22 protein-coding genes are annotated in these 22,493 nt (G+C 32.0%); 13 read left to right on the forward strand and 9 right to left on the reverse strand.

What is annotated here, in order from left to right:
* From K5Q11_RS05365 to rlmD, 3 genes are all read right to left on the reverse strand, one after another.
* A partial coding sequence (locus K5Q11_RS05365) for a hypothetical protein (protein ID WP_220751721.1) occupies positions 1–206 on the reverse strand: 206 nt, incomplete at its 3' end.
* Positions 207–486: 280 nt separating this feature from the next.
* On the reverse strand, positions 487–831 hold the full coding sequence (locus K5Q11_RS05370) for a hypothetical protein (protein WP_220751723.1): 345 nt from the start codon (positions 829–831) through the stop codon (positions 487–489).
* 75 nt (positions 832–906) lie between these two features.
* Positions 907–2,313: a 23S rRNA (uracil(1939)-C(5))-methyltransferase RlmD gene (gene rlmD, locus K5Q11_RS05375; protein WP_220751725.1), complete on the reverse strand. Its 1,407-nt coding sequence runs from the start codon at positions 2,311–2,313 to the stop codon at positions 907–909.
* A gap of 530 nt (positions 2,314–2,843) precedes the next feature.
* Between rlmD and K5Q11_RS05380 the strand changes: the two genes are divergently transcribed.
* Positions 2,844–3,302 carry a hypothetical protein gene (locus tag K5Q11_RS05380; RefSeq protein WP_220751727.1) on the forward strand — a complete coding sequence of 153 codons (459 nt, stop codon included), beginning with the start codon at positions 2,844–2,846 and terminating at the stop codon, positions 3,300–3,302.
* A gap of 76 nt (positions 3,303–3,378) precedes the next feature.
* Positions 3,379–4,701, forward strand: coding sequence for an IS3 family transposase (locus K5Q11_RS05385; protein ID WP_220751729.1), 1,323 nt, complete (start codon positions 3,379–3,381; stop codon positions 4,699–4,701).
* Positions 4,702–4,757: 56 nt separating this feature from the next.
* On the opposite strand, the gene K5Q11_RS05390 is transcribed toward K5Q11_RS05385, so the two are convergent.
* Entirely contained in the window at positions 4,758–5,009 is a 252-nt protein-coding gene (locus K5Q11_RS05390) for a hypothetical protein (protein WP_220751731.1), read from the reverse strand.
* A gap of 182 nt (positions 5,010–5,191) precedes the next feature.
* Between K5Q11_RS05390 and K5Q11_RS05395 the strand changes: the two genes are divergently transcribed.
* Positions 5,192–6,700: a hypothetical protein gene (locus K5Q11_RS05395; RefSeq protein WP_220751734.1), complete on the forward strand. Its 1,509-nt coding sequence runs from the start codon at positions 5,192–5,194 to the stop codon at positions 6,698–6,700.
* Between the two features lie 38 nt (positions 6,701–6,738).
* Here the strand turns inward: K5Q11_RS05395 and K5Q11_RS05400 are convergent, their stop codons facing one another.
* A complete protein-coding gene (locus tag K5Q11_RS05400) occupies positions 6,739–7,185 on the reverse strand; it encodes a GNAT family N-acetyltransferase (RefSeq protein ID WP_220751736.1) in 447 nt (148 codons plus the stop codon).
* Between the two features lie 169 nt (positions 7,186–7,354).
* On the opposite strand from K5Q11_RS05400, the gene K5Q11_RS05405 reads away from it, so the two are divergent.
* The 3 genes from K5Q11_RS05405 (at position 7,355) to K5Q11_RS05415 (ending at position 8,445) form a co-directional block, all read left to right on the forward strand.
* Entirely contained in the window at positions 7,355–7,888 is a 534-nt protein-coding gene (locus tag K5Q11_RS05405; RefSeq protein WP_220751738.1) for a sigma-70 family RNA polymerase sigma factor, read from the forward strand.
* Positions 7,889–7,963: 75 nt separating this feature from the next.
* Complete coding sequence (locus tag K5Q11_RS05410; protein WP_220751740.1) at positions 7,964–8,167, forward strand: DUF1659 domain-containing protein; 204 nt, start codon at positions 7,964–7,966, stop codon at positions 8,165–8,167.
* A 50-nt stretch (positions 8,168–8,217) separates the two neighbouring features.
* The gene (locus K5Q11_RS05415) at positions 8,218–8,445 is read left to right on the forward strand and encodes a DUF2922 domain-containing protein (RefSeq protein WP_220751742.1); all 228 of its coding nucleotides are present in this window, start codon (positions 8,218–8,220) and stop codon (positions 8,443–8,445) included.
* Between the two features lie 61 nt (positions 8,446–8,506).
* Here the strand turns inward: K5Q11_RS05415 and K5Q11_RS05420 are convergent, their stop codons facing one another.
* Positions 8,507–9,400 carry a LysR family transcriptional regulator gene (locus K5Q11_RS05420; protein ID WP_220751744.1) on the reverse strand — a complete coding sequence of 298 codons (894 nt, stop codon included), beginning with the start codon at positions 9,398–9,400 and terminating at the stop codon, positions 8,507–8,509.
* Positions 9,401–9,753: 353 nt separating this feature from the next.
* Here K5Q11_RS05420 and K5Q11_RS05425 point away from each other — a divergent pair, with 353 nt between their 5' ends.
* From K5Q11_RS05425 to K5Q11_RS05445, 5 genes are all read left to right on the forward strand, one after another.
* A complete protein-coding gene (locus K5Q11_RS05425) occupies positions 9,754–12,060 on the forward strand; it encodes a hypothetical protein (RefSeq protein WP_220751746.1) in 2,307 nt (768 codons plus the stop codon).
* A gap of 139 nt (positions 12,061–12,199) precedes the next feature.
* Complete coding sequence (locus K5Q11_RS05430; protein ID WP_220751748.1) at positions 12,200–13,441, forward strand: hypothetical protein; 1,242 nt, start codon at positions 12,200–12,202, stop codon at positions 13,439–13,441.
* A gap of 91 nt (positions 13,442–13,532) precedes the next feature.
* A complete protein-coding gene (locus K5Q11_RS05435; protein WP_220751750.1) occupies positions 13,533–15,005 on the forward strand; it encodes a hypothetical protein in 1,473 nt (490 codons plus the stop codon).
* Positions 15,006–15,129: 124 nt separating this feature from the next.
* Positions 15,130–15,435, forward strand: coding sequence for a transposase (locus K5Q11_RS05440; protein ID WP_220751752.1), 306 nt, complete (start codon positions 15,130–15,132; stop codon positions 15,433–15,435).
* The gene (locus K5Q11_RS05445) at positions 15,429–16,271 is read left to right on the forward strand and encodes an IS3 family transposase (protein ID WP_220751754.1); all 843 of its coding nucleotides are present in this window, start codon (positions 15,429–15,431) and stop codon (positions 16,269–16,271) included. Before K5Q11_RS05440 ends, K5Q11_RS05445 begins: the two co-directional genes overlap by 7 nt.
* Positions 16,272–16,343: 72 nt before the next feature.
* On the opposite strand, the gene K5Q11_RS05450 is transcribed toward K5Q11_RS05445, so the two are convergent.
* On the reverse strand, positions 16,344–18,848 hold the full coding sequence (locus tag K5Q11_RS05450) for an LPXTG cell wall anchor domain-containing protein (protein WP_220751756.1): 2,505 nt from the start codon (positions 18,846–18,848) through the stop codon (positions 16,344–16,346).
* A gap of 336 nt (positions 18,849–19,184) precedes the next feature.
* On the opposite strand from K5Q11_RS05450, the gene K5Q11_RS05455 reads away from it, so the two are divergent.
* Positions 19,185–20,051, forward strand: a complete 867-nt coding sequence (locus tag K5Q11_RS05455; RefSeq protein WP_220751758.1) for a DNA/RNA non-specific endonuclease — start codon at positions 19,185–19,187, stop codon at positions 20,049–20,051.
* A 38-nt stretch (positions 20,052–20,089) separates the two neighbouring features.
* On the opposite strand, the gene K5Q11_RS05460 is transcribed toward K5Q11_RS05455, so the two are convergent.
* Complete coding sequence (locus tag K5Q11_RS05460) at positions 20,090–20,713, reverse strand: hypothetical protein (RefSeq protein ID WP_220751759.1); 624 nt, start codon at positions 20,711–20,713, stop codon at positions 20,090–20,092.
* Between the two features lie 174 nt (positions 20,714–20,887).
* Positions 20,888–21,517 (reverse strand): SGNH/GDSL hydrolase family protein, encoded by a 630-nt coding sequence (locus tag K5Q11_RS05465; protein WP_220751762.1) that lies wholly within the window; start codon positions 21,515–21,517, stop codon positions 20,888–20,890.
* Between the two features lie 508 nt (positions 21,518–22,025).
* Between K5Q11_RS05465 and tnpA the strand changes: the two genes are divergently transcribed.
* Positions 22,026–22,478: an IS200/IS605 family transposase gene (tnpA, locus tag K5Q11_RS05470; protein ID WP_220728950.1), complete on the forward strand. Its 453-nt coding sequence runs from the start codon at positions 22,026–22,028 to the stop codon at positions 22,476–22,478.
* The last annotated feature ends 15 nt before the right edge of the window (positions 22,479–22,493 follow it).

The raw sequence follows: 22,493 nt of genomic DNA on the forward strand, positions 1-22,493 counted from the left end.
GTGTTAGTATCTTTAATGTCTGATTTGACAACAGTACCATCTTCATTCACATAAATAGTATTGTCATAAGAATCTTTGAATGCTTTAATTGATTTTTTACTGCTCATTGTGTTTATATTGTTTTTTGATTGAGCATTGCAATTTAATTTTCCTGCTCCTAAAGCTAGAAAACTAACTGATAGTGTAAGTAATAATTTTTTATTCATTTTTTCTCCCTTGAAATTTTAAGTTTTGTTTAAGAAATTTAAATAACTTTAAAAATTATATACAATAAAACTATAATGTGCAATGGTTTGTTTTTTCGATAATTAGATAATTTTTGTTGATATAATAATATATATAACTTTGATTTTATAGTGTTTTTTTATATTTATGTTATAAAAAAATTTTTAATATTGACATATAATTATGATTTTAATTATATATTTGTAATTGATAGACAATAAAAAAAGACCAAATATTTAAATATTTGGTCTTTTATCTATATTATTTACGTTTTAGATAGCGGTGTTTATATAATTTAGCTGCTGAATATTTATCACCGGGAACGTAACCCAATTTGTGTAAGTGACGAACGTACATTAAATTATAAATGGTTCCCCATAAAATACTAGTTAAAACATAAGTTACTGTCATCGCAGTATTATTAGCAATTCCCATTGAATTTTGAATCATGACAATTGCCATGTATGCAATCATATCAACTCCACACATACATGCTAAATTATAGTAGTCTGATCTTAAGATAGCTGGTAAATAATGGAAAATAAGTGATGAAATTGAAAAACCAATTTTACCTAATCTAACTGTACCAGTTTTTGGATTCTTCATCGTAATGAAATTAGGGGGTAGGGGAAGCATCCCTTTTCCAAATGGATTTTGCATTATATCCCTGCTTTCTTTAATTTATTTTTTGGTAAATTTAACCACTGCTTCACAACGCGCAGTTTGTGGCATCATGTCAATTGGTTGAATAAAGTCCACGTTATATTTGCGCGTTAATTCAACTAAGTCAGCGGCCAAGGTTGATGGATTACATGATACATATACAAATTTTTCTGGAGCACTCTTTAAAATGGCTTTAATTAAAGGTGCTGCTAAACCAGTACGAGGTGGATCCACGATAATAGCATCCGGTTTAAATCCATCAGCTAACCATTCCGGTAGTAAATCTTCTGCCTTACCAACTTCATAATAAGCATTGTGAATCTTATTAATACGCGCGTTATTATTAGCATCTTTTACAGCTTCTTCAATCGTATCCATTCCACGAATTTCACTAGCATGTTTAGCCAATGGTAATCCAATTGTTCCGACTCCAGAATAAGCATCAACGATTTTTTCATTACCAGTTAATTCGAGAGCTGAAATGGCCACTTCATATAGTTGAGGTGTCATAATTGAATTAAGTTGTAAGAACGCACGTGCTGATAATTCAAAACTAAGTCCCTTAATTTTTTCGGTGATGGTGGTTTTGCCAGCTAGATGAACAGTCTTGTCACCCCAAACTAATGAAGTTTCACCGGGGTTAATGTTTTGCATTACGGAAGTTACTTGTGGTAATTCTTCACTAATTTTTTTCAACATTAAACCTTTTTTGACAAATTTCGGCGTGTTAGTAATGAATACAACTTGAACATCATCGGTATTCAATGCAGCTCGCACGGCTACGGTTTTAATAATACCAGAAGCGTTACTTTCATCAAAAACAGGAATACCTAATTCTTGAATTAATTCAACAATTTTACGCATGACTGTCATAGTAGCAGGGTATTGAACCGAACAAGTGGGTAGGTCAACTAAATCGTGTGAACCTTCCTTATATAATCCGGCCATAACCTTGCCATCTTTTTCACGAATTTGAAATTGAGCTTTATTTCGATATTCGTATGGATTGTCCATTCCCATGGTTGAACGTACTTGATAGTTTTGCCAACCAGCCGGTTTGAATTTTTTCAAAGCTTGACGGATTAAATCTTGCTTGAATTTTAATTGTGCTGGGTATGATAAACATTCCAGTCCAAAACCACCGACTTCATTAGCATAGCTATCACGTGGTTCGACACGATCAGGTGAAGTTGAGCGTAGGTTAATTAATTCAGCCTTTAAAAAGTTAAAGTTCACCTTAGTGACTTTTACGGTAACTTTTTCACCTGGGAAGGCTCCCGGAATAAAAACTAATTTTTTTTCGTAAAAAGCAATTCCTTCACCATTAATCCCCATACGAGTAATCGTTAGTTTTAACTTTTGACCAACTTCAACCTGAACGGGAATATATGGTTGATTGGTTTTATAATTTTTCTTATATGTCAATTGCGACTCCTTTACATCCGATAATCAATATTAATACCATAACATTATATAATAATGATGGACTTAATAAAAACTAAAATCATTTAATTGCATCTTTAATTATTTTTAAGTTCGCTTTAAGCCAGTTTCTATAATATATAACATGTACTCAACCAAGAGTAACAAAAAAACAAAGGAGTTGGTAGTAATGAATTATGAAATCAGTCCGTTACACATTAATAAATTAACAAAAGCATGGTGGAACCAAGGATAGTTAACTAACTCAAGATACAAACTCCCCCTTAAAAGAAAATTGCTGAACTAATAAAAATAAACCTAATTAAAATAAAACCTCCAAGAATCGTATTTAAAATAAAATGATTTAACTTAAACAAATTGTTTTAAAGCTCATCCCTTAGGGTGAGCTTTTTTAATTGATAAATTTTTTTAAAGATGAGTTTTAGAAATTGTAATTCAAATAGTATCATTGTAGAATGTTACATAAATATTACAATATTATTAATTTGATGTTACATAAGGGGAGAATAATTATGAAATTTACTAAATTAACTAAAGTCGTTTTAACTGCATCAATGGTATTACCACTAGCCATAGCACCATTATCAGTTAATGCTGCCCAAAATAACAAATCAGCTGTAAAAACCGAAAAGAAAGCTAACTTAAAATCACAACAATTTGTTCTATCTAAAGCATCTGATAAAATCAAAAAAGCTTACCATACTAAAGACAACAAACCAATGGTTTACAAGGCTATGTTCATGGCAGATCAACCAATTGTAGAATTAACTGCTACTAAGAAGATGCCTTCACTACGTAAAACATTATATGTTGATCAACAAGTTAACATTAAAGTGGGCAAGGTAGAAACTTTACTAAATAATAAGAAAGCTTACAAAAAAGCTAAAACTGTTTTATACTCACACGTTAAGGGTTATGGTTGGGTTAAAACATCTGACTTAACTAAGGGCATCTTTATGTCAGCTGACTAAGTTTAATATAAAAAAGCGTTATGAAGTGACCCCCAAAAGTTGGACAATAAATTGTTCAACTTTTGGGGGTTATTTTTTGGTTAAATTTAGTAGTAAATTAAAAGTAAAAATAGTATTAGAATATTTATCAGGGACGAGTTCAACTTTGTTGAACCGCAAGTACAATATTGACGGTAGTGCAACTGTACTGCTTTGGGTACGAATGTATCAAAAATATGGAATTAATGGTTTAATTAATAAGCATAGTAAACATGCATATTCTTATATGTATAAATTAAAAGTGCTGCACTGGATGAGGCTCCACAAAAGCTCATACCCAGAAACAGCACTTCATTTTAATATATCTTCGCCATCATCCATATTTGTATGGGAACGAAGACTAGAAAATGGGACACTTAATCACATGACAATCAAACATCCACTTAAAAAGAATCTCACAAAAAGTAATATTAAGCAAATTAAAGTTTTAGAGAAAGAGAATTTAAGCTTATCCATTCAGCTCAAATATAATCAATTAATCAATAAGTATGATCAATATAAATCTATAGAAATTATTAATCAAAGTTTTCATAAAATCGGATTATCTAGTATTCTACGCATTCTAAAAATTCCAAGAAGCAGTTATTATTATCATAAGAAAGCTACGCTATCTTTAGATAAACAACTTATAGAATCCGAAGTGAAAAAAGTAGTGAGTGAACATAAAACCTACGGATACCTTAGAATTACAGCTTGTCTGCGAAGCAAAGGCAAAATAGTAAATCATAAATGTGTTCAAAGAATCATGCATAAATATGGTTTACAATGTAAGTTATTTAGTAAAAAGAAACGCAAATATAGTTCTTATAAAGGACAAGTCGGACATATAGCACCTAACATTCTACATGGTGATTTTAAAGCTGATTATTTTGGACAAAAACTAACTACTGATGTTAGTGAGTTTAGATATGGCAATCATTCAATAAACCAAAAGGTTTATTTATCTCCAGTAATGGACCTATACTCTGATAAAATCATTGCTTACAGCATTAGTTCACCTCCAAGCGTATCATTTACTTTGAAAGCCTTGAAACATGCGCTTGATATCGTTAAGAATAATCAAATTAAAACTATCGTTCATAGTGATCAAGGTGTTCAGTATCAAAGTCATGAATGGGTAAATACAATTAAAGCATATAATGTGATTCAATCTATGTCCCGTAAAGGGACATGTTTAGACAATGCACAAATGGAATCATTTTTTCATATTATGAAAAGTGAAATGATGAATGTACATTATGATACAAAAGAATCTTTAATCCAGGCCATGAAATGTTGGATTAAGGATTACAATAATAATAGAATAAAAGAAAAACTAGGATATCAATCTCCAAATCAATATTTGGGATTAATATCCTAGTAAAAGTTGTCCAACTTTTGGGGTTCACATCATTACTCAATCGAGTAACGCTTTTTTTATGCAATGACGCCCACTAACCAGTCGTCATTAATTAATTTATGAGTTGATTTAGTAATGGGAACCCACAATTTTTCTTTAGCAATCGAATATAATGATGACCAAAATAATTTATCATTTCGATATTTTTTATCGATATTTAATTTAAAAGTTTGTTTGTTTTCATCAATTACGATAAAAATGTGATTACCGCAATTTTTTAATTGTCCAGAAATCACTGGTTCAACGATTTTGATATCATCAATTAACATAGCTTTCAACTTCCTTTCCAGCTTACATTATGAACATTTTAATCTAGCGCACTTAATTATAGCTTAAAAAAAGTCTTAGATTTGCTTAAGACAATATTTTATTTTGATTACAAGGGTTGATATATACACGCTAAACCGTTTAAATAGTAGTTGTAAGTAATTTTACTTGTGGAGGAAATTTTATGAAAAACAGTATCAAAGTAGGGATTGCAACTGCATTAACTACTGTGTTATTCGGTGTGACCGGCGGACATGTGGCACATGCTGATAGCATTTTTATTCATGACTCATTACAAAATCCAAAGGTAGAACAAGTTTATCGTGGTAATGTTTTAACTGGTTATGATGATCCGGATAGACTAACTAAGATGACTAACCCAATGCCTAACTTGCAGCATCAAAAAAAATTTACACGTGTAAAGGTAAATATGTTGGGTAACACACCATTGCATAATTATCCCACAGCGGATGATAGTGGTGAAAAAAATGCTTTTAATACCACTTTATATTTACCTACTGGTTTTAATGTTTCACCTAAAGAACATGGTAATTACCAAAGTGTAGTCGTTGCTAATGATAGTATCTACTTAGTTGAGTCTATGGGAACTGGAACCAACGAGGGTGACATTATACGTTTTAAATTAAGTGACTTAGAAGATTTGGGATTGTTTAAAGAAGGTGGAGCAAGTTTATTGCTTCAAGCTTATGACTTTACTAATCCATACAATAACTCTAGTAACAATATGCAGATGTTAATGGCATTAGGTGATGTTAAGAAGGCGATGGATTCACAAAATGGTCTTCAAACTACCATCAATAATATTCAAACTCAAATTAGTGCACAAAACACGAGTGTTAATAATTTAAATGCTTTAATTAAAAAGACTAACAAAAACAAAAAATTAAAAGCTAAAGACAAGAAAAAAACAGTTAATGGTTATAAGACACAAATTAAGAATACTAAAAAATTGATTAGCTCACTTAATCAACAACTAGCTACGCCTAAGCAACAATATCAAGACAATGAAGATACGATTGATGCGGCTAAACAAAAATATCCATTTTTGAACAATTTATCAGCTATTCAAAAAGCAGTTCAAATTAGTCCACTAATCAATGTAGGCCATGGTCAAACTTTAAGCTGGAATCCAAAGACTCAACATCTGTACCTAGCACAAGATGAGTCATTAAATGACTTAACACCTGGTCAAAATAATAACGTAACTGAGTTAGATCCAAACACATTGGAACCAATTCGTCAATATCATTTCCGTCTACAACAAGGTGGAACTTCAATGCAACTGCATACTTTAACTTTCGATAATGACGGTAATGCTTACATTGGTCGTAAACGTGGTGCTAACTATGTTATTTTTAAAGGACGTTTAGATACTAACAACATCAACTTTAAACCAGTTGGCCAAATGCTAAATTGGTGGAAAGGTGCTGCTAACCAATGTTTAAGCTATAATGCAGCTAATAATCGTTTATACGTTGTTTCTAATGATGCCATTGTTTCCGTACCTGTTGATAAATTAGGTAGTGGTGTTTTAGTAAATGACGATGTTCACTACACTACTTTTAACACTGGTCGTGAATTTGAAGGATTAGGTTTTGATAGTAGTGGTCGTGGTTACATGTTAATGTTATGGAAACCCGAATTATTGCAAACTCAAGATCCAATGAACTAATATATTAAAAAAATAAGGAATGCTCAATTGAGCGTTCCTTATTTTTTATTTAAGTCTAAAGTCATTTTAATGTGGGGAGTGTGATGGTGAGTAAAGACATCCCCATCAGCTTTAAAACCAAATTTTTCGTAAAATAATTCTTTATCTGCTTGCGCATTGATGATCACGATTGGATTATCGTAGTGCAATTGGATATTTTTCAAAATATGTTCAACCAACGCTTTCCCCAAGCCCTTACCACGTGCTTGACTAGCAGTTAGTACACGTCCAAATGAAATATAATCATTTTCTTTATACATACGCGCATATGCTAAAAGTTCACCATCATCTTCTGCCCATAGATGTAAGGCTACGTGATCTAAATGGTCCGCCTCTTGATATGGACGCTCTTGTTCCACCACGAAAGTACTAATTCGTGCAGATAAGATGGCCCACAAGTCGGCTTTGGTTAATTCATCATAAGTTTTTAAATGCCATTGAATCAATATTATCACTCCTATCTAATTATCTAAATCATAGGCCACTTGGTAACTGATTTCAATTTTAAATGCGGTAAAACGCCACTTATTTACGCCATATTCATTTTGCCAATAGCTTGGTAAGTTATTAAGCGACCAAGGGCCCTTGGATTATAACCGATAAGGATGATTCAAGATGAATGATAATCATAAATATGCAGCCGGTTTCAACTATTTAATGCTAGGCGACCACCAAGTTCTAATTCATGGAGTACTAAAACGTTTAAATATCCGCCATTTCAATCAACGCTATGATGATCTATTACAAGAAGGCGTCCTAGCGTTCGTTCAAAAATATGAGCAATGTCCAGTAGACAAGACTGATAAACAGCGTTTAGGTTTCATCTATCAAGGTGTCTATTGGCATTTGCTAGATTATCTACGTAAGGATAGTTTAGTGGATATCCGTCAAGAAAATGATGATACTGAAATTGCCTATTTGCCAGCTAGCGATGATTCGAACGCGTTGATAGAACGCAAGCTATTTCTGCAAAAATTATCAACAATTTGCACAAAAAAAGAATTATCCTACCTATATAATAAGTATGAATTAGGGATGTCGGTAACCAAATTGGCTGAACAAGAAAATATATCACGTCAATCAATGCATAAACGACTTAAAAAACTCTATCAAAAAATAAAATTGAATTTAGGGGTTACACATTGGTAGTTCATTTCGTTACTAGTAGATGTAAGGGTTGGCCGACACTTATCAAATCTAATTAAAAAACGGGAGCTTACACAAATGAAGAAAACTTGGTTAAAAACAAACGTCGTATACACAATGGTTAACAAAGAAGATGGAAAGGAAGCCAAACGTTCTTTTGCGAACCTAGTGGAAGATGTGACTGAAAAACAAGTTGCTGAATTTGGTTCAATCTTATCTGTCTTATCTGATACAAATTACTTGAGTGCAGTGGTAGACGACAAAACACAACACATGGCTTAAAAAATAAAACTAAACTAAACGATTAACTTAAATTATGGGGGCAACATAATATGAAGCATTTAGAACTTACATTCCAAACTGAAGACCGTAAAATTAAAACCTTAAAACTTAACTACGCTAATGAAGCCTTGGGATTAAATGAAGTTCAAGGAGCGATGAATCGCATTGCTGCTTTGAACATGTTCCAACACGGTGGGATTAACCTTTACAAAGTACCAGTAGCAGCTAAATATGTCGATACCAATACCGAAACTATCTTTGATACACGTAACAAGTAACATGTAACAATAGCTAGCCTAATTAACTAAAACAGCGGTTGCCATTTCTGGCAGCCGCTGTTTATTTACATATTTTTTCTGGATACGTAGCTTCAATGAACTGTTTAATCGTAGAAACCATTTTAGCGTTAGCCGGCGCTTTCGTTTCTAAAGAATTAATAATCAGATAAATATCACGATAGAATTCCTTATCAAACGGATAGGCATGGACTTCACCAGTCGTTTTAATCAAGGCCAACTTCGGTAAAATGCCAATCCCTAAGCCAGCTTCCACCATTGCGATAATGGATTGATCATCGATACTAAACTGTAAAGATTGTACCGTAACGTCATAGTGGTCTAATACCGCCTTGGTATCACCGGAGTAATCCGAGTGCTGTAAGATAAAGTTCTTATCATTAATATCGGCTTGAGTAATGCTGTGTCCATTTTGGGGGATGAAATCAATCGGCGTAATACAATAGAACATATCTTTGATTAAAGGGACCTTAATAATGGCTTCATTCTTAGGATCACAAGTGAAACCTAAATCCACACTGCCATTTTTAACATCATTAGTAATATTATTGAAAGCATCTTGGGTTACCTTAATTTTAATTTTGGGATATTCTTTCTGAAATTTTTGTAAAATAGGTGGTAGCCAATTGATGCAAACACTACTAAAAGCACCAATACGAACAACTCCTTGGGTAACACCAGCAATTGTAGCGGCTTTTTGCTTTAATAATTGTTCATCAGTTAAAATTTTCTGTATCATGGGTAGAACCGCTTGACCATTTTCGGTTAAACGAACACCAGCACGATTGCGTACTAAGATGGAAAAACCTAATTGCTTTTCTAATTGATTAATGGAATGTGAAATAGCAGAAGGGGTTACACGCAATAATTGTGCAGCTTGATAAAAACTTCCGGCTTTAACAACTTGAACAAATGCTTGATATGCAAAAGAAATCATGTTTATTCCTCCTAAAATGAATTGTTTATTGGCTATTTTACGATAAAAATTAGGAATTTTATAAAAAATCATTTATTTTTTGACTTTTTTACGGGATTGAATTATATTGTTACCTAATGTATGGATGTATTACGTTATAGTTATTTAAATAACATTTTTTTGCAAAAAGATTACAATCTGATTATTATGGTTGCTAAAATGTTATTATATGTCTATACTGTATGTTGTCGTTGTGATTGATTAAGTAAAAAATAGTAATATATACAGACTTATAACTTTGAATTATATCTGTATTCATGTTATAATTCTTTTGCTTGATAAATTACATACTAATGTATTGGAGGAAATATATAATGCAAAAAAGTTTAAAGAAATCTTTATACTTAGGTTTAGCTGCATTGAGTTTTGCTTCAGTAGCTGGCGCAACTAACGCAAACGCTGCTAAGAAACATAACTCAAAGAAAACAGTTAAGACTGTTAAAAAAGCAAAACCTGTAACTTATACTTCAAGTTACAATCTTGATCAATCAGTTGTTTACTCATTAAACGGTAACAACGCTATCTACACTAAGCCAGGTACTGTTAAAGGTGCTCGTGTAGTTGCATCAAAATCTGATGTAAAATCTGTTGCTAACTCATCAAAGGGTTACTTCATGGCTTACGGTGAAGCTAAGACTTCAAAAGGTGTTCACTACTACAAAGTAGTTTCATTCGATCACAAATACCGTGGTTGGGTATACGCTGGTTCAGCTAAGAAAGTTGACTCAACAACTACTTCAACTGACACACCTAAGAACAATGTTGTTTACTTAAAGAACAACGTTTCAAACACTCTTTGGGACGCTCCTAAGTACTCAGCATTCAAGACTTCAAAGGTTGCTAACAACAACGCTGCGATTGCAAATGACCAATATGTAGTTGACAAGGCTGTTAAGTTAAACCGTGAAGGCTGGACTTACTACCACGTAACTAACAAGACTAACGCTAACTACGCTGGTTGGGTATGGGCAGGCGCTACTAGCGATGCTAAACCAACTGATAACTTCAATGCTGCTAAAGACATTAAAGTTAACTTCGTATACAATGGTTCAACTGTTAAGTCATCAGTATTCCATGCATACGATATGAGTCTAAGAACTAACAATTCAGCTTACTATGATCAAGATGCTTTAGCTAATGCTTTAACTAGCAAAGATGCTTTAGCTAACTACAACGGTAACCAAACTAAGACATACAATTGGTTAGAAACACAATTACGTGCTGCTGGCTACACTGTTGCAGATCAAACTGATAATGGTTTCAATGCTAAGAGTGTTAACTTATCTAAGTTAGCTAACGTTAAACCTGGTGATACTGTATGGCTAGATGTTAACAAGACTTCTGATGTTAACTCTAAATTTAGTCCAAGAGTTCTTAACTCAAATGTTATTGCAGGAACTTCAACTTCATTAACTGAAGGTCAATACTACAAACCATTCTTAAGTACTGATGACGCTAATTTATTTAACGGTAAACCTAGTGACAAGCAATGGACTAAATTAGGTAAATTATTTGATTCAAAATCAGCTACACCAGCTAATATTGGTCAAAACAATACTCTTGCTTATCTAATGGGTAGAGATGCAAGTACTTACTTGGATGCTTCTGCACAAAAGACTGTTTACAACAGTGATGCAGCAGCAGCAGCAGCTTATCAAGATGCTTTAAGCCACTCATTTACAGGAGCAGCATCATTTAAGAAAGCAGATAAAGTAACATACAATAACATGGATGATGAAAGTTACTATGTTGATGGTAATGGCAATTATAAAGCCGTATCAGCAGCTGACCCAATGAGTGCTAGTCAATTTACTAACATGTATCTAGTTAAATTCAGTGGTGGTTCTGCCAGTGATGGAAAACCAGTTTATGTTGTACTATCTAAGGATGATACAGCAAAAAACAATGCTTCAAAAGTAAGTGATTTGGATAATGGTGGTTACTCTGTAAAAGCTATTGTTTCAAATGATTCTACTGTATCTAACCTACAAGGTATTAAGAAAGCATCAAATGGTAACAATAGTGTTAGCAATCAAGGTTTCTCAGCTAAATATGGTAGTAGATTATCTGATAAAGCTGAAAAAATTACTGACACTAGTGCTAAGCAATTTGTTGATGGTAAAGCTACCCAATCATTTGCAGGTTTGAACTTTGTTAAAGTTAATGGTGTTAATGATAACAACAAGGTTAAAGCTCTAGTTCTTGACAGTAGCAATAATAAGGTTATTGCTGAATTTTACAATAACGACTACAGTGATGTTGGTAAAGCAGCTAGTGCAAATGTCTTTAAACCTGCAGTTAAAACTGGATTAACAGTTGACCAATACTTGTCACAAACTGGTGATGATGTTAAAGTTGGTAATAACTTGAAAGACTTTGCTGGTTTATCAAGCGAAAAGAACAATCCATTTGGTTACTATGGTACTAACAGTGACTACACTAAGTTAGCTCAAGGTGGATACGGACAACAAATTCATTATGTATACTTTGTTGCTCCTGAAACTGAAAAAGAAATGAAAGATGTTAACATGAGTAACGGTAGCGTAACTGCTTACTACTACGCTGTTCCAGTTGCTGGTCCTGCTAACTCTCACCAAGCTAACGGTACTGACAAGTACTAAAATGCTTAGAAAAAACAAGCCTTTTGGCTTGTTTTTTTTTACATTCATTTTAATTTAAATGATAAAGTGTTTATTTGCAAGTAATCACTTAATTAGTGATAAAATTAAAGTGAACAGTATTAATTAAGGAGATTTTAATATGTCAAAAACATTGAAAAAATCATTATATTTAGGGTTGTCAGCATTATCTTTTTCAATTATTAGTGCAAATGTATTAGCTAGAGCGGATAACAAAAATACCAATGTATCTGCTACTTATTCTGGTATGTATACTGATCGCGGAAATTCTAATGTTTTAGTTAATGCTAATAACGCTATATATACTAAACCTGGAACTTTAAAGGGTGCTAAGTTAGTAGCTAGTCGTGATGACTTATCAGATTTAACCATTTCTAATAGTGATAAAAATACATTCTTTGTGTATCAAATGGCTAAAACTAATCGAGGCTCTTACTATGCTAAAGTAGTTACTATGGATAAACGTTATCGTGGCTGGATTTATGCCGGTAAACAAGATTTCTCAATGAATATTAATAACATAGGTGGCGGTGTTAAATCAGTCAACACTTTAACAAATACAACGCTTCCTGAGGTTAAAACTGGTTATAAATTAAAGAATTCACGTTTATGGACTGCTCCATATCATACGAATATAGATGCTAAAATGGTAAACTTATCTAATACTAACTACAGTAATAATGACACGTTTACGATTGATCAAGCAGCATATAATCGATCAGGTTGGTTGTACTATCATGTATATGATGCTAACAACCCATCAATTCAAGGCTGGGTATATTATACTGCTTTGAATGCTGATAGCGTATCTGCTGCTACGGGATATACTTTGAACTTTAGTACAGACTATGGTAATACAATTAGATTTTCCAAAGTTTTATCATTTCAACAGTTAGGGGCTTCAGATAATACACCGGCTAATTTGAATATGTATAATTCTAATATTACTAATTTAGTACCAGCTGGTTATCATATTGATGCAGCCAGACCATTTACAACTAATGACGATTCGAAGAACTTAACAAAGGGTGGTCAAGCTACAGTTAATTTAGTTCCTAATAACATTATTAATTTAAATATTTATGATAATAATAGTGGTTTGATCGTTAATGATAATGCTAGATTAAATAATGATTTTAATGATTACTTTAATTTAAACACTTTGAACAATGATAACAGTTATCGTTATCTTAGTTCTGACAATTTATATAACTTTATTAATGCAGAAATTAACAAAAACGTAATTTCGTTGAAATATGGTTATAATTTCAACAAGGTAAATGACGGTGTGAGTGTAGCATACAACTACGGAAACATAAATGTTTATACTACTACTAACAAGTCAGTTACTAATAATTATTAATTATAAAATTGTTTAAATAAGGGGCCTAGCTCCTTATTTTTATTTATATTCATGTTATAATTTAAACAATAAATAACAGGGGGCATATAATATGCAAGCTAAATTGAAAAAATCATTATATGTTGGTTTGGCTGCATTAACTTTTGCATCCGTTGCTGGAACTGCAAATGCTAATGCTGCTGAAAAAACTAACGGTAAAAATGATACTGCCAAAATATCTAATAATAAAAAGGCTACTTCTAAGAAACAAGTAGCTGAAAAACAAACTGCTAAAAAGGTTGCACCAAAGAAAAAAGTTGCTAAAAAGACTGAACCTAAAAAGGTAGCACCTAAGAAAGAAAAAGTATACCCAACTTTTGAATATAACGACTTAGAATTCGATGCTGCTAAGGCTAATGTTAATGCAACTGGAACTGCTGGTTTATACACTAAGCCTAGTTCTCGTAAAGGAGCTCGTTTAGTTGTTAGCAAAGCTAAGATGGGTCAATTAGGAAACTCTAAAAATATGGGTAATACATTTTATGTAGATGCCATGGCTAAAAATAGTAATGGTACCTTGTATGCTCGTGTAACATCTATGAATAAACAATATCGTGGTTGGATTTATGCTGGACGTACTGATTTTTCTAATGATTTAAGTCAGATTACTGGTGGGGTAAATTATTACGAAACAATGACCCCTGCCGCTTTACCAAGCCAAACTGATGGATATTATTTAAAAGGTGCTTTATGGACTACTCCATGGAGAACCCAAAAAGATAGCGCTAAAGTCGGTCTAGAATCAGCTTCTGGTTATAGTAATACTGACACTTTCCGCATCGACAATGCTACAACTGTTCGTTCAGGAGCTTTATACTACCATGTGGTTGATAATAATATGCCATCATTAACCGGTTGGGTATATAGTGGTAATCTAAGCGGATCTATGACTGCTGATTTAGGTTACACGATTCGTTATGTCGATCAAGCAACTGGTAGCACTGTTGATACTAAGACAGTTCCATTGACTGCTCTAGGTCAAATGAGTAACGGAAATACAATTCAATTTACTACTGACTTAGCTAACAAATTTATTCCAACTGGTTATAAAGTTTCTAGTTTAGGTAATGTTGACAACGTTAAGGCTGGTGGAAATGGATTAGTTTACGTTACTAAATATAATGCATCTCAACTGAAATTAAATGTTTTAGGTGATGGTATTACTGGTCAAACTCCACTTACTGGAAATGATGTTACTTCAATTCCTAACTTGACTGCTAACCAAATTAGTAGTTTATCTGGTAAGCAAGGAACACCTATTACTATGAGTGATATTGAAAAACAATTGTTTAATACTGGTGCACCATTGAATAAGTTTGATGGTAAAACTGTTACCGATGATAATGGTAAGACATATTACTATTATGAATACACTTATAATTCAGCTATGACTAATCAAGCTAATGCTAAAGCTAACTACGGTGATACATTAAACATTTACTATAACCGTACTAAGGTAGCTACTACAAACCCTACTTCTCAACAAAATACTAATGCTGGGAACCAAGATTATTTAGCTAAATAAAAATTAATAAAAAAGACATCGTTAAAGGAACTGCAGTTATAATATTGAACAGATAAATAAAAGCACTTTCGAAAATTTATTATTTTAAATTGATAAAATAATATAATTCGGAGGTGTTTTTTATATGACTAATAATAGATATTCATATGAGATTAAACTGGAAGCCGTTCGGCTTCTAAATGAAGGTGTTCCTGGGAAAACGATTTGTAGGTTACTAGGTCTAAAAAGCGATGGCTTAATTTACACATGGCGTAAACATGTAAGAAATAACGAATATTATCGCTTAAACCAACAACCTGGTAAGCAGTATAAATACAATAAAGGGAATTTAGAACTGCCCAATGATGTAAGAAAAGACATTGAAGTTCAACAAATGAAGGAAGAATTAGCAGTTGTAAAAAAATATTTCATCAAGGAAGGGTTGTGGTAAACCAATCAACAATCAATTTAATTGATCATTTTATAAACCAAATACCGTTGACCAGAATTTGTAAGTATTTAAGTATATCTAGAAGTACTTATTACTATCACAAACGACATCCTGAAAAATTTAACTTAAATCAAATTGAACAAGAAATTCAAAATATATATATAAAAACTAAGTTTTTATACGGTTATCGTAAAATACATGCCTTAATAAATAGACACTTTAAATGCAGTATTAGTAAGGTTCAAAGGATTATGGCTAAATATGGATGGGGTTGTCGTGTTAAGAGAAAGAAAACACATCGACCAGGTAATCCGTTTAAACAGTTTGGCAATTTAATCAATCGTGACTGGAACGTTAAACTACCTAAGCGTAAGTTAACTACTGATATTACCTATATCCCTTGTGGAAATAAAATGTTGTATTTATCTACAATCATGGATAGTTTTAATTCAGAAATTATCGCTCATCAAATTTCAAATCATCAAGATACTCAGTTAGCAATATCTACACTTGATCAACTGGGTTCTTTAAATGGCGCTATTTTACATAGTGATCAAGGTTCTACTTATACTTCACGTGAATTTTATGAGTTGGCACGCAAAAAAGGCGTCATCAGAAGCATGTCCCGTAAAGGAACACCAGCTGATAACGCCCTTATTGAATCATTCCATGCCAACCTAAAAGCTGAAATGATATACACTAAGACTAAACCTAAAGGTTTAGAATCTACAATCAAGTGTATAGATGATTATATCAAATTTTGGAATAATAAACGAATTCTAACAAAATTGGGCAACCAATCACCGGTAGAATACAGAAAATTAGTTACCCAATAAGCAATTAGAAAGCTGCTTTTATTTATTTGTTCAAAATAATGGTTGCAGTTCCAAAAACGATGTCTTTTTTATTTACTTATTTTTGTTGCGACGAAATACGAATGTGAAGATTGATACCATTAACATTGCTAAACCGGATAGGGTATAAGCAATTCCAGATTTTTCACCAGTTTGTGGTAATTTATTAACATTGTCATTGTTGACGTTGTTAACAACGCTAGCAGGCTTGTTTTGGTGATTGATAGTTATCGGAGTATCTTTACTGCTTACAGAGTTTGATTTAGCTGATTTGTTAATTTTCGCTTTTTTATTAGCATTTTTGTTGTTACGTTTAATAAAATTATTGGAATTTGATTTGTTACCTTTGTGTCCATTGATTGTAATTTTGTTGGAAGCTGATTTTTTGTTGTTAAATGCTAATTTTTCATCATCTTGATTGCGTTCTTTACGATGATTTGATGGAGCAGCATTACTATTTGTGTTGCTTTCACTATTATTGTTATCCTTTTTGTTTATATCGATTGTGCCTTGTGATTGATTGTTTTGGCTGTCTTTAATTTTAGCATCATCTTCAGCAGGTGCTGATGGTTGTTCATTATTACCACTTGGTGTTTTTTCAGATGAAGAAGTTTCTTTTTTTTCTTTACCTTCTGATTTTTCGCTAGTTGTATTATCATCTTTATCATAATAAAGATTAATTAAAGTGTTGTTATTTTCATCTTTAGTTTCATCTTTATTGTGGAATGTGTATCCTTCTATTTTACTAGGTTCTATATTAAAACTAGAGAACTCATATTTAGGTTCTTCGGCAATTGGGTCTCCATATTCATTAAAATATTGAATTTCACCATTTTTATTGAATGCTTTAATGTATTTAATATTATTAATTTCATTATAGCTATTTTTGATGTTGTTCCCTTTCATGTCTAAGTATCTTACTGTACGAATAAAATCTTTTGATACATTCTCAGCAAGGACATAATAAAAGTTAATTTCATTGACTTCACTCTTATACTCTACGGACACATCTGATGGGCTATCTTTGGTTAACGAATTATTATCAACTTTTAATAAAACCCATTTATCACTGTTAGTATCTTGTTCTATTTTGTCCTTTTTTATTTTGTCTTCGGCACCTTTATAATTGGACATTGTTTCCAATGAAACTAGTTTATCTCCATGATAAACTTTTACAATTGCTATTTTAGTTGCAGTTATTGCTTGTTGTCCGGTAGTAGAACTATTTTGAGATACTGAAACATCCATATTTATGCCATTATTTGAGTTTTTAAGTTCTACCAAGAAAACAGCATCAGACTTTGCACCATTTAATTGCGATATTGTTGTTGAATCGTTTGATGATGATACTTCAGTTGAACTGTTATCAATCACTTTATTTATTTGCTCTGATGGAAATCTAAATTTCATATCATCATGTACCCTATAATATTGCAAATAGATATTAGGTTTAACTAATTGATTATTATCATCTACGTGTTTTTTAATTATATCTTCAGTTTGATGATTATCTTGTTCAGAGTTGTCTAGTTCTTCATCATGTTTATAAAATTTCATATTAGTATGAATAAAGTGATTATGAGTAGAGTCTCTTTGGGACCAATCTTTAATTTGAAGAAATGGTGCATGTCCTTCACTATTTCCTAATCCTATTGTAGCCATAGGATCGCCATTTTTTTCTTCCACTCCACTATCAACACTGGAAAATGTCCATTTTAAATCATAATTTTCAACGCCTTTTTCTGAATTAACTTTCAAGGCGTTTGTAATGTATAGGTATGTATTATTATCATCCGATAAATCACCTTTGTTTAGACGTAGTCCATAATCAAAATCGATTTTATCATCGAGTTTTCTTATTAAATGAGTACTATTATCTTCTATATCAACTTTTTGACCTTTTTTTATAAAATAAACTTTACTATCTTCATATATATATGGAATTTGATCATAGTCCTTATTAACGTTATCATCTTGTTCATGAATTGTGGGTTTTTGTTGTACGTCTACATTTTTTTGGCTATTTTTTAATTTGCAAGTGATTTTTAAATTCTTAGGTCCAATTGCTGGCCCTTGTGCTACTGAACCAACTCCCGCTTTTTCATCTACTGATCCTTGTGCTACTGAACCAACTCCCGCTTTTTCATCTACTGATCCTTGTGCTACTGAACCAACTCCCGCTTTTTCATCTACTGATCCTTGTGCTACTGAATCAACTCCCGCTTTTTCATCTACTGATTCTTGTGCTACTGAACCAATTCCCGCTTTTCCCTCTGCTGATCCTTGTGCTACTGAATCAACTCCCGCTTTTTCATCTACTGATCCTTGTGCTATCGAATCTGTTTTTGCTTTTCCATCTGCTTCTGAGATCATTTGTTCCTTTTTTGTATTCGCTGTATTATTTTGTTTTAATGATGTTGTAGCATCTTGATTTTGAACTGTGTTAGATTTGTCGTCATTTGCCTTAGCGTTTGGATTGTTTAAGTATCCAGTTGCTAAAGTTAATGCTAGAGCTGATGTGATTGAGTATTTTACTAATTTGTTTTTACTAATTTTCATTTATTATCTCCTATTTTTTAGTTTCATTCTTTAAACTTTTTTTCAACTATTCGTACTATTATTTATATAAAATTTAACTTTTATATATTATTATTAATATATATGTATGTCAAATGCTGATAAAGATTTTTTGTAATTCTTTTGTAATGATTTTAATACTAACTAATTGTTAGTTAATGTTTTATATAGATGAATACTTTTATGTGGGCTTTTTATATATATAAAATAGGAAACAATTTAATTTAAACCGATTATTTTTTTATTAATTTGTAATATAATTATTTTTATAAATATGTATAAATATATTTATATTATTACGAATAAGAGGTTAGATTGATGAAAAAAATTAAATACATATTGGCTATTTTTACCGTTTTAATAGGGATTGGGGCATCAAATCCATTAGTACAAGCTGAAACCTATGTATACACTACGCAAACTGGAAAACACTATTTTTATAATGCGCATGATCGAGGTTTATCCCATGCTAAGAAGGTATATCGTGAACCATTATCAAAAGCTAAGGCGCGTGGCTTAACGCTATCGGCGACTGAACAGCATACAGCTAAACATAAACATCGCGTAGTAGTCCGTAAAATGAAAGTTAAGCGTATTAAACGTATTCATGCAACCGGCAACAAAAAGTTGCTGGATAATCACCAGATTACGTTAATTAATCATAATCATCCTAATTTTAAAAAAACTGATTTAACTTTAAAACATGGTGCTTGGGCTAAATATGGCCACTTAGATCACTTAAATCGAGCAACGGCAGCAAATGCAATGTTAAACAAATCTTTAATGCCCAAAGTCAAACGCGAACCATTATATGTTGATCCTACTGCTTGGCATAATAAACGTGCTAATGGTGACTGGTTATACAATCGTAGCCATTTAATTGGTTACCAGTTTACTGGTCAAAACAATAATTTGCGTAACTTAATTACCGGGACGCGAGCTTTAAATGATCCGGGTATGAGTAGTTATGAAAATCAAGTTTCTGCTTATCTACGCATGAACAAGCACCATTATGTACGCTATGCAGTAATTCCACATTTTAAAGGGGATAATTTATTAGCTTCTGGGGTACAAATTATGGCTCAATCGATTGGTAATAATGATGTTCACTTTAATATTTACATTAAAAATGAAGAACCGGGTTTTATTTTGAATTATAAAAATGGTACTAGTCGTGTGGGGTAAAATAAAAAGCTTTGCGAATTATTTCGCAAAGCTTTATTTTATTCATACTCACTTAATTTATTTTTGATAGAAACGCTAGTTGAGTAGTTAATAAAGTCTATAATTGATGCTTTCTCAATTAGTTCGTTTTTAAAACGCGAGTATTCTAAATATTCGTTATATTCATTGCCCCAATAAAATAAAATTTGTTGTATAAAATGTTCAATTGTACACTTCATTTTAAAAGCTCGAGATTTTTGTCGCAATATGTAATCAACTTTGCTTTTTAATCTGATACTAATCGAGCTATTGATTTGAACATTGATATATTCATCATTGACGTCAGGCATAATTTTACAGTTAGGATTATATACAATCCATGAACGATTGTTACTATTTCGATTTACTTTTTGTAGGGGTAGTAACAAGAATCGATTATATAAGAAGGGTGGATTATTGTGAAATCCTAAAAAACTAGCTAATCTTTTATTATTTTCTTGATTAGTTAATTGCCTATGGTTCCAAAAGGGCTTTAATAAAGTATTGGTAGTAGCTTCAGTCATTATAAATCCATAGGGATATTCAATAATAATACTATTGTACTTTTGATACTTACCTTTTATATCAATTATTAAAATAGTTTTACTTAAGTTTAATTGATAGTTTTTAACTTTACGGTGCACGTTGCTGGGGGATATCTTTTCAATATTGATGATTGAACCAAGTTGATTTTTTTCGATGAGTTTTTTATCGACAGAATCAAGAATAATGGAAACCTCCTAGTGATTTAAAAGACGCATAAGTTATAAATATAGCAGATTTCATCTATTAATACAATCTTATATCAACAATATTCATTATTTTATCGTATTATATAGGTAATTAGCGATATTAATCGCGATTTCTTGATAGGTTTTAGCGGTTGGATGGAGATGACTATCGTTTAATTTATTTTGATAATTATCATCTGTAATCATCATTGGATTCCATTCGCGCCAGTCTAAAGTGGGAATATTTAAAACTTGATAAGTTAACTTTAAAGCGTCTATCAAATCACTAAATGTATAACCACCCATCCCTAAAACATCATCGGCATTCTTATAGTTATCATATCTTGGCGTAGGTAAAATTCCGTAAATTTGCAGATTGGGATTAGCTTGTCGAATGCGATTTAAATTATTAGCGAGGGTGAGACTAACATCTTCAAGGGCAGTCTTGCGATGTCCATAGTCGTTAGTTCCATAAAAACACAAGACCAATTGGTAATTTTCCCAATTAATATTAGCTACTTTGCTAGTCATATCGATTTCTTGAGGTCCAGTGATGGTGGCACCGTTTTCACCAGTATTGGTAACTTTAGTTTGTAAATAATAGGCTAACCATTTAGGATAATTTTGTTCTAGTACTGTATATCCGTCATAACCTTTAGTGATAGAATCGCCAATTGTTATAATATTATAATTATTCAAATTAAAAGTCTTTTTCAATATGATAACCTCCTTAAAAATTAATTATATTATTTTGGAACCGGTTGAAAAAAGATCATTAAATTGTTACGATAAAGGTACTTATTGATATGGGGAGAAGTAATTTACCAAGCGATAAATATTAATATAATTATCCATGTTTTTACCGCCAAAAACAAATTACTTTTCATATTGTTAATCTAGTTAGTATAGACTTAACTACCATTAATTATGACTAAATAAATGAGGCGAAAACAAATCGAAAGCTCTTCCAAATGGATACTTAGTATAATCTTCCTTATTGATAATTAGGCTTATGAATTTTATTTCATAAAAATTTGTAAGCCTATTTTATATGGAAATGTTATAATATAGATCCTTGGCAGGGGCATCAACTAGCTACACTTTTTATAAGTGTAGCTTTTTTGATATTTTGGCGAGGAAACACGTTCTTTTAAGGACGTGATGAATCGCCTATTATTTTGCACTAAACACACATGGTTAGATAAAATAGTGTTATAATAATTGTATGAAAGATACTAAAATAATTACATATGGTAGAACATCTGTCTTTAACTTAAATTATCACATCATATGGGGAACTAAATACCGCAACCGCGTTCTAAAAGGAAATGTTGAGGTTGTATTAAAGAAAACATTACTTGAAGTTGCTTTAAAATACGGTTTTAGTATTGACCATATGGAAATTGGTAAAGATGACTATATTCACTTATTGATCAGCGCACCCCCAAAGCTATCTGTAACTAATATTGTAAGGTGGCTTAAAGGAATTAGCGCATGGCGGTTATTCCACGAATGCCCTGAGTTACAAAACAGTTATTGGAAAAAAGCCAATCGTCATTTGTGGTCTCCCAGTTACTATGTTGAAAGTATAGGAACGACAAACCAACGAGCAGTAGCTAAATATATTGATGACCAACGTGCAAAGGAAGTGAAATTAGATGACTCTACGAGCCATTAAAACACGGATATATCC

The organism is Apilactobacillus xinyiensis (assembly GCF_019656235.1).
In the GTDB taxonomy this organism is placed as follows: Bacteria; Bacillota; Bacilli; order Lactobacillales; family Lactobacillaceae; genus Apilactobacillus; species Apilactobacillus xinyiensis.

Bases quoted from the DNA above. Each gene is read 5' to 3' on its own strand.
- K5Q11_RS05450 (WP_220751756.1), bottom strand. From the start codon at position 18,848: ATGAAAATTAGTAAAAACAAATTAGTAAAATACTCAATCACATCAGCT.
- K5Q11_RS05405 (WP_220751738.1), top strand. From the start codon at position 7,355: ATGAATGATAATCATAAATATGCAGCCGGTTTCAACTATTTAATGCTA.
- K5Q11_RS05370 (WP_220751723.1), bottom strand. From the start codon at position 831: ATGAAGAATCCAAAAACTGGTACAGTTAGATTAGGTAAAATTGGTTTT.
- K5Q11_RS05430 (WP_220751748.1), top strand. From the start codon at position 12,200: ATGTCAAAAACATTGAAAAAATCATTATATTTAGGGTTGTCAGCATTA.
- K5Q11_RS05435 (WP_220751750.1), top strand. From the start codon at position 13,533: ATGCAAGCTAAATTGAAAAAATCATTATATGTTGGTTTGGCTGCATTA.
- K5Q11_RS05410 (WP_220751740.1), top strand. From the start codon at position 7,964: ATGAAGAAAACTTGGTTAAAAACAAACGTCGTATACACAATGGTTAAC.
- K5Q11_RS05415 (WP_220751742.1), top strand. From the start codon at position 8,218: ATGAAGCATTTAGAACTTACATTCCAAACTGAAGACCGTAAAATTAAA.
- K5Q11_RS05380 (WP_220751727.1), top strand. From the start codon at position 2,844: ATGAAATTTACTAAATTAACTAAAGTCGTTTTAACTGCATCAATGGTA.
- K5Q11_RS05395 (WP_220751734.1), top strand. From the start codon at position 5,192: ATGAAAAACAGTATCAAAGTAGGGATTGCAACTGCATTAACTACTGTG.
- K5Q11_RS05420 (WP_220751744.1), bottom strand. From the start codon at position 9,400: ATGATTTCTTTTGCATATCAAGCATTTGTTCAAGTTGTTAAAGCCGGA.
- tnpA (WP_220728950.1), top strand. From the start codon at position 22,026: ATGAAAGATACTAAAATAATTACATATGGTAGAACATCTGTCTTTAAC.
- K5Q11_RS05440 (WP_220751752.1), top strand. From the start codon at position 15,130: ATGACTAATAATAGATATTCATATGAGATTAAACTGGAAGCCGTTCGG.
- K5Q11_RS05390 (WP_220751731.1), bottom strand. From the start codon at position 5,009: ATGTTAATTGATGATATCAAAATCGTTGAACCAGTGATTTCTGGACAA.
- K5Q11_RS05425 (WP_220751746.1), top strand. From the start codon at position 9,754: ATGCAAAAAAGTTTAAAGAAATCTTTATACTTAGGTTTAGCTGCATTG.
- K5Q11_RS05455 (WP_220751758.1), top strand. From the start codon at position 19,185: ATGAAAAAAATTAAATACATATTGGCTATTTTTACCGTTTTAATAGGG.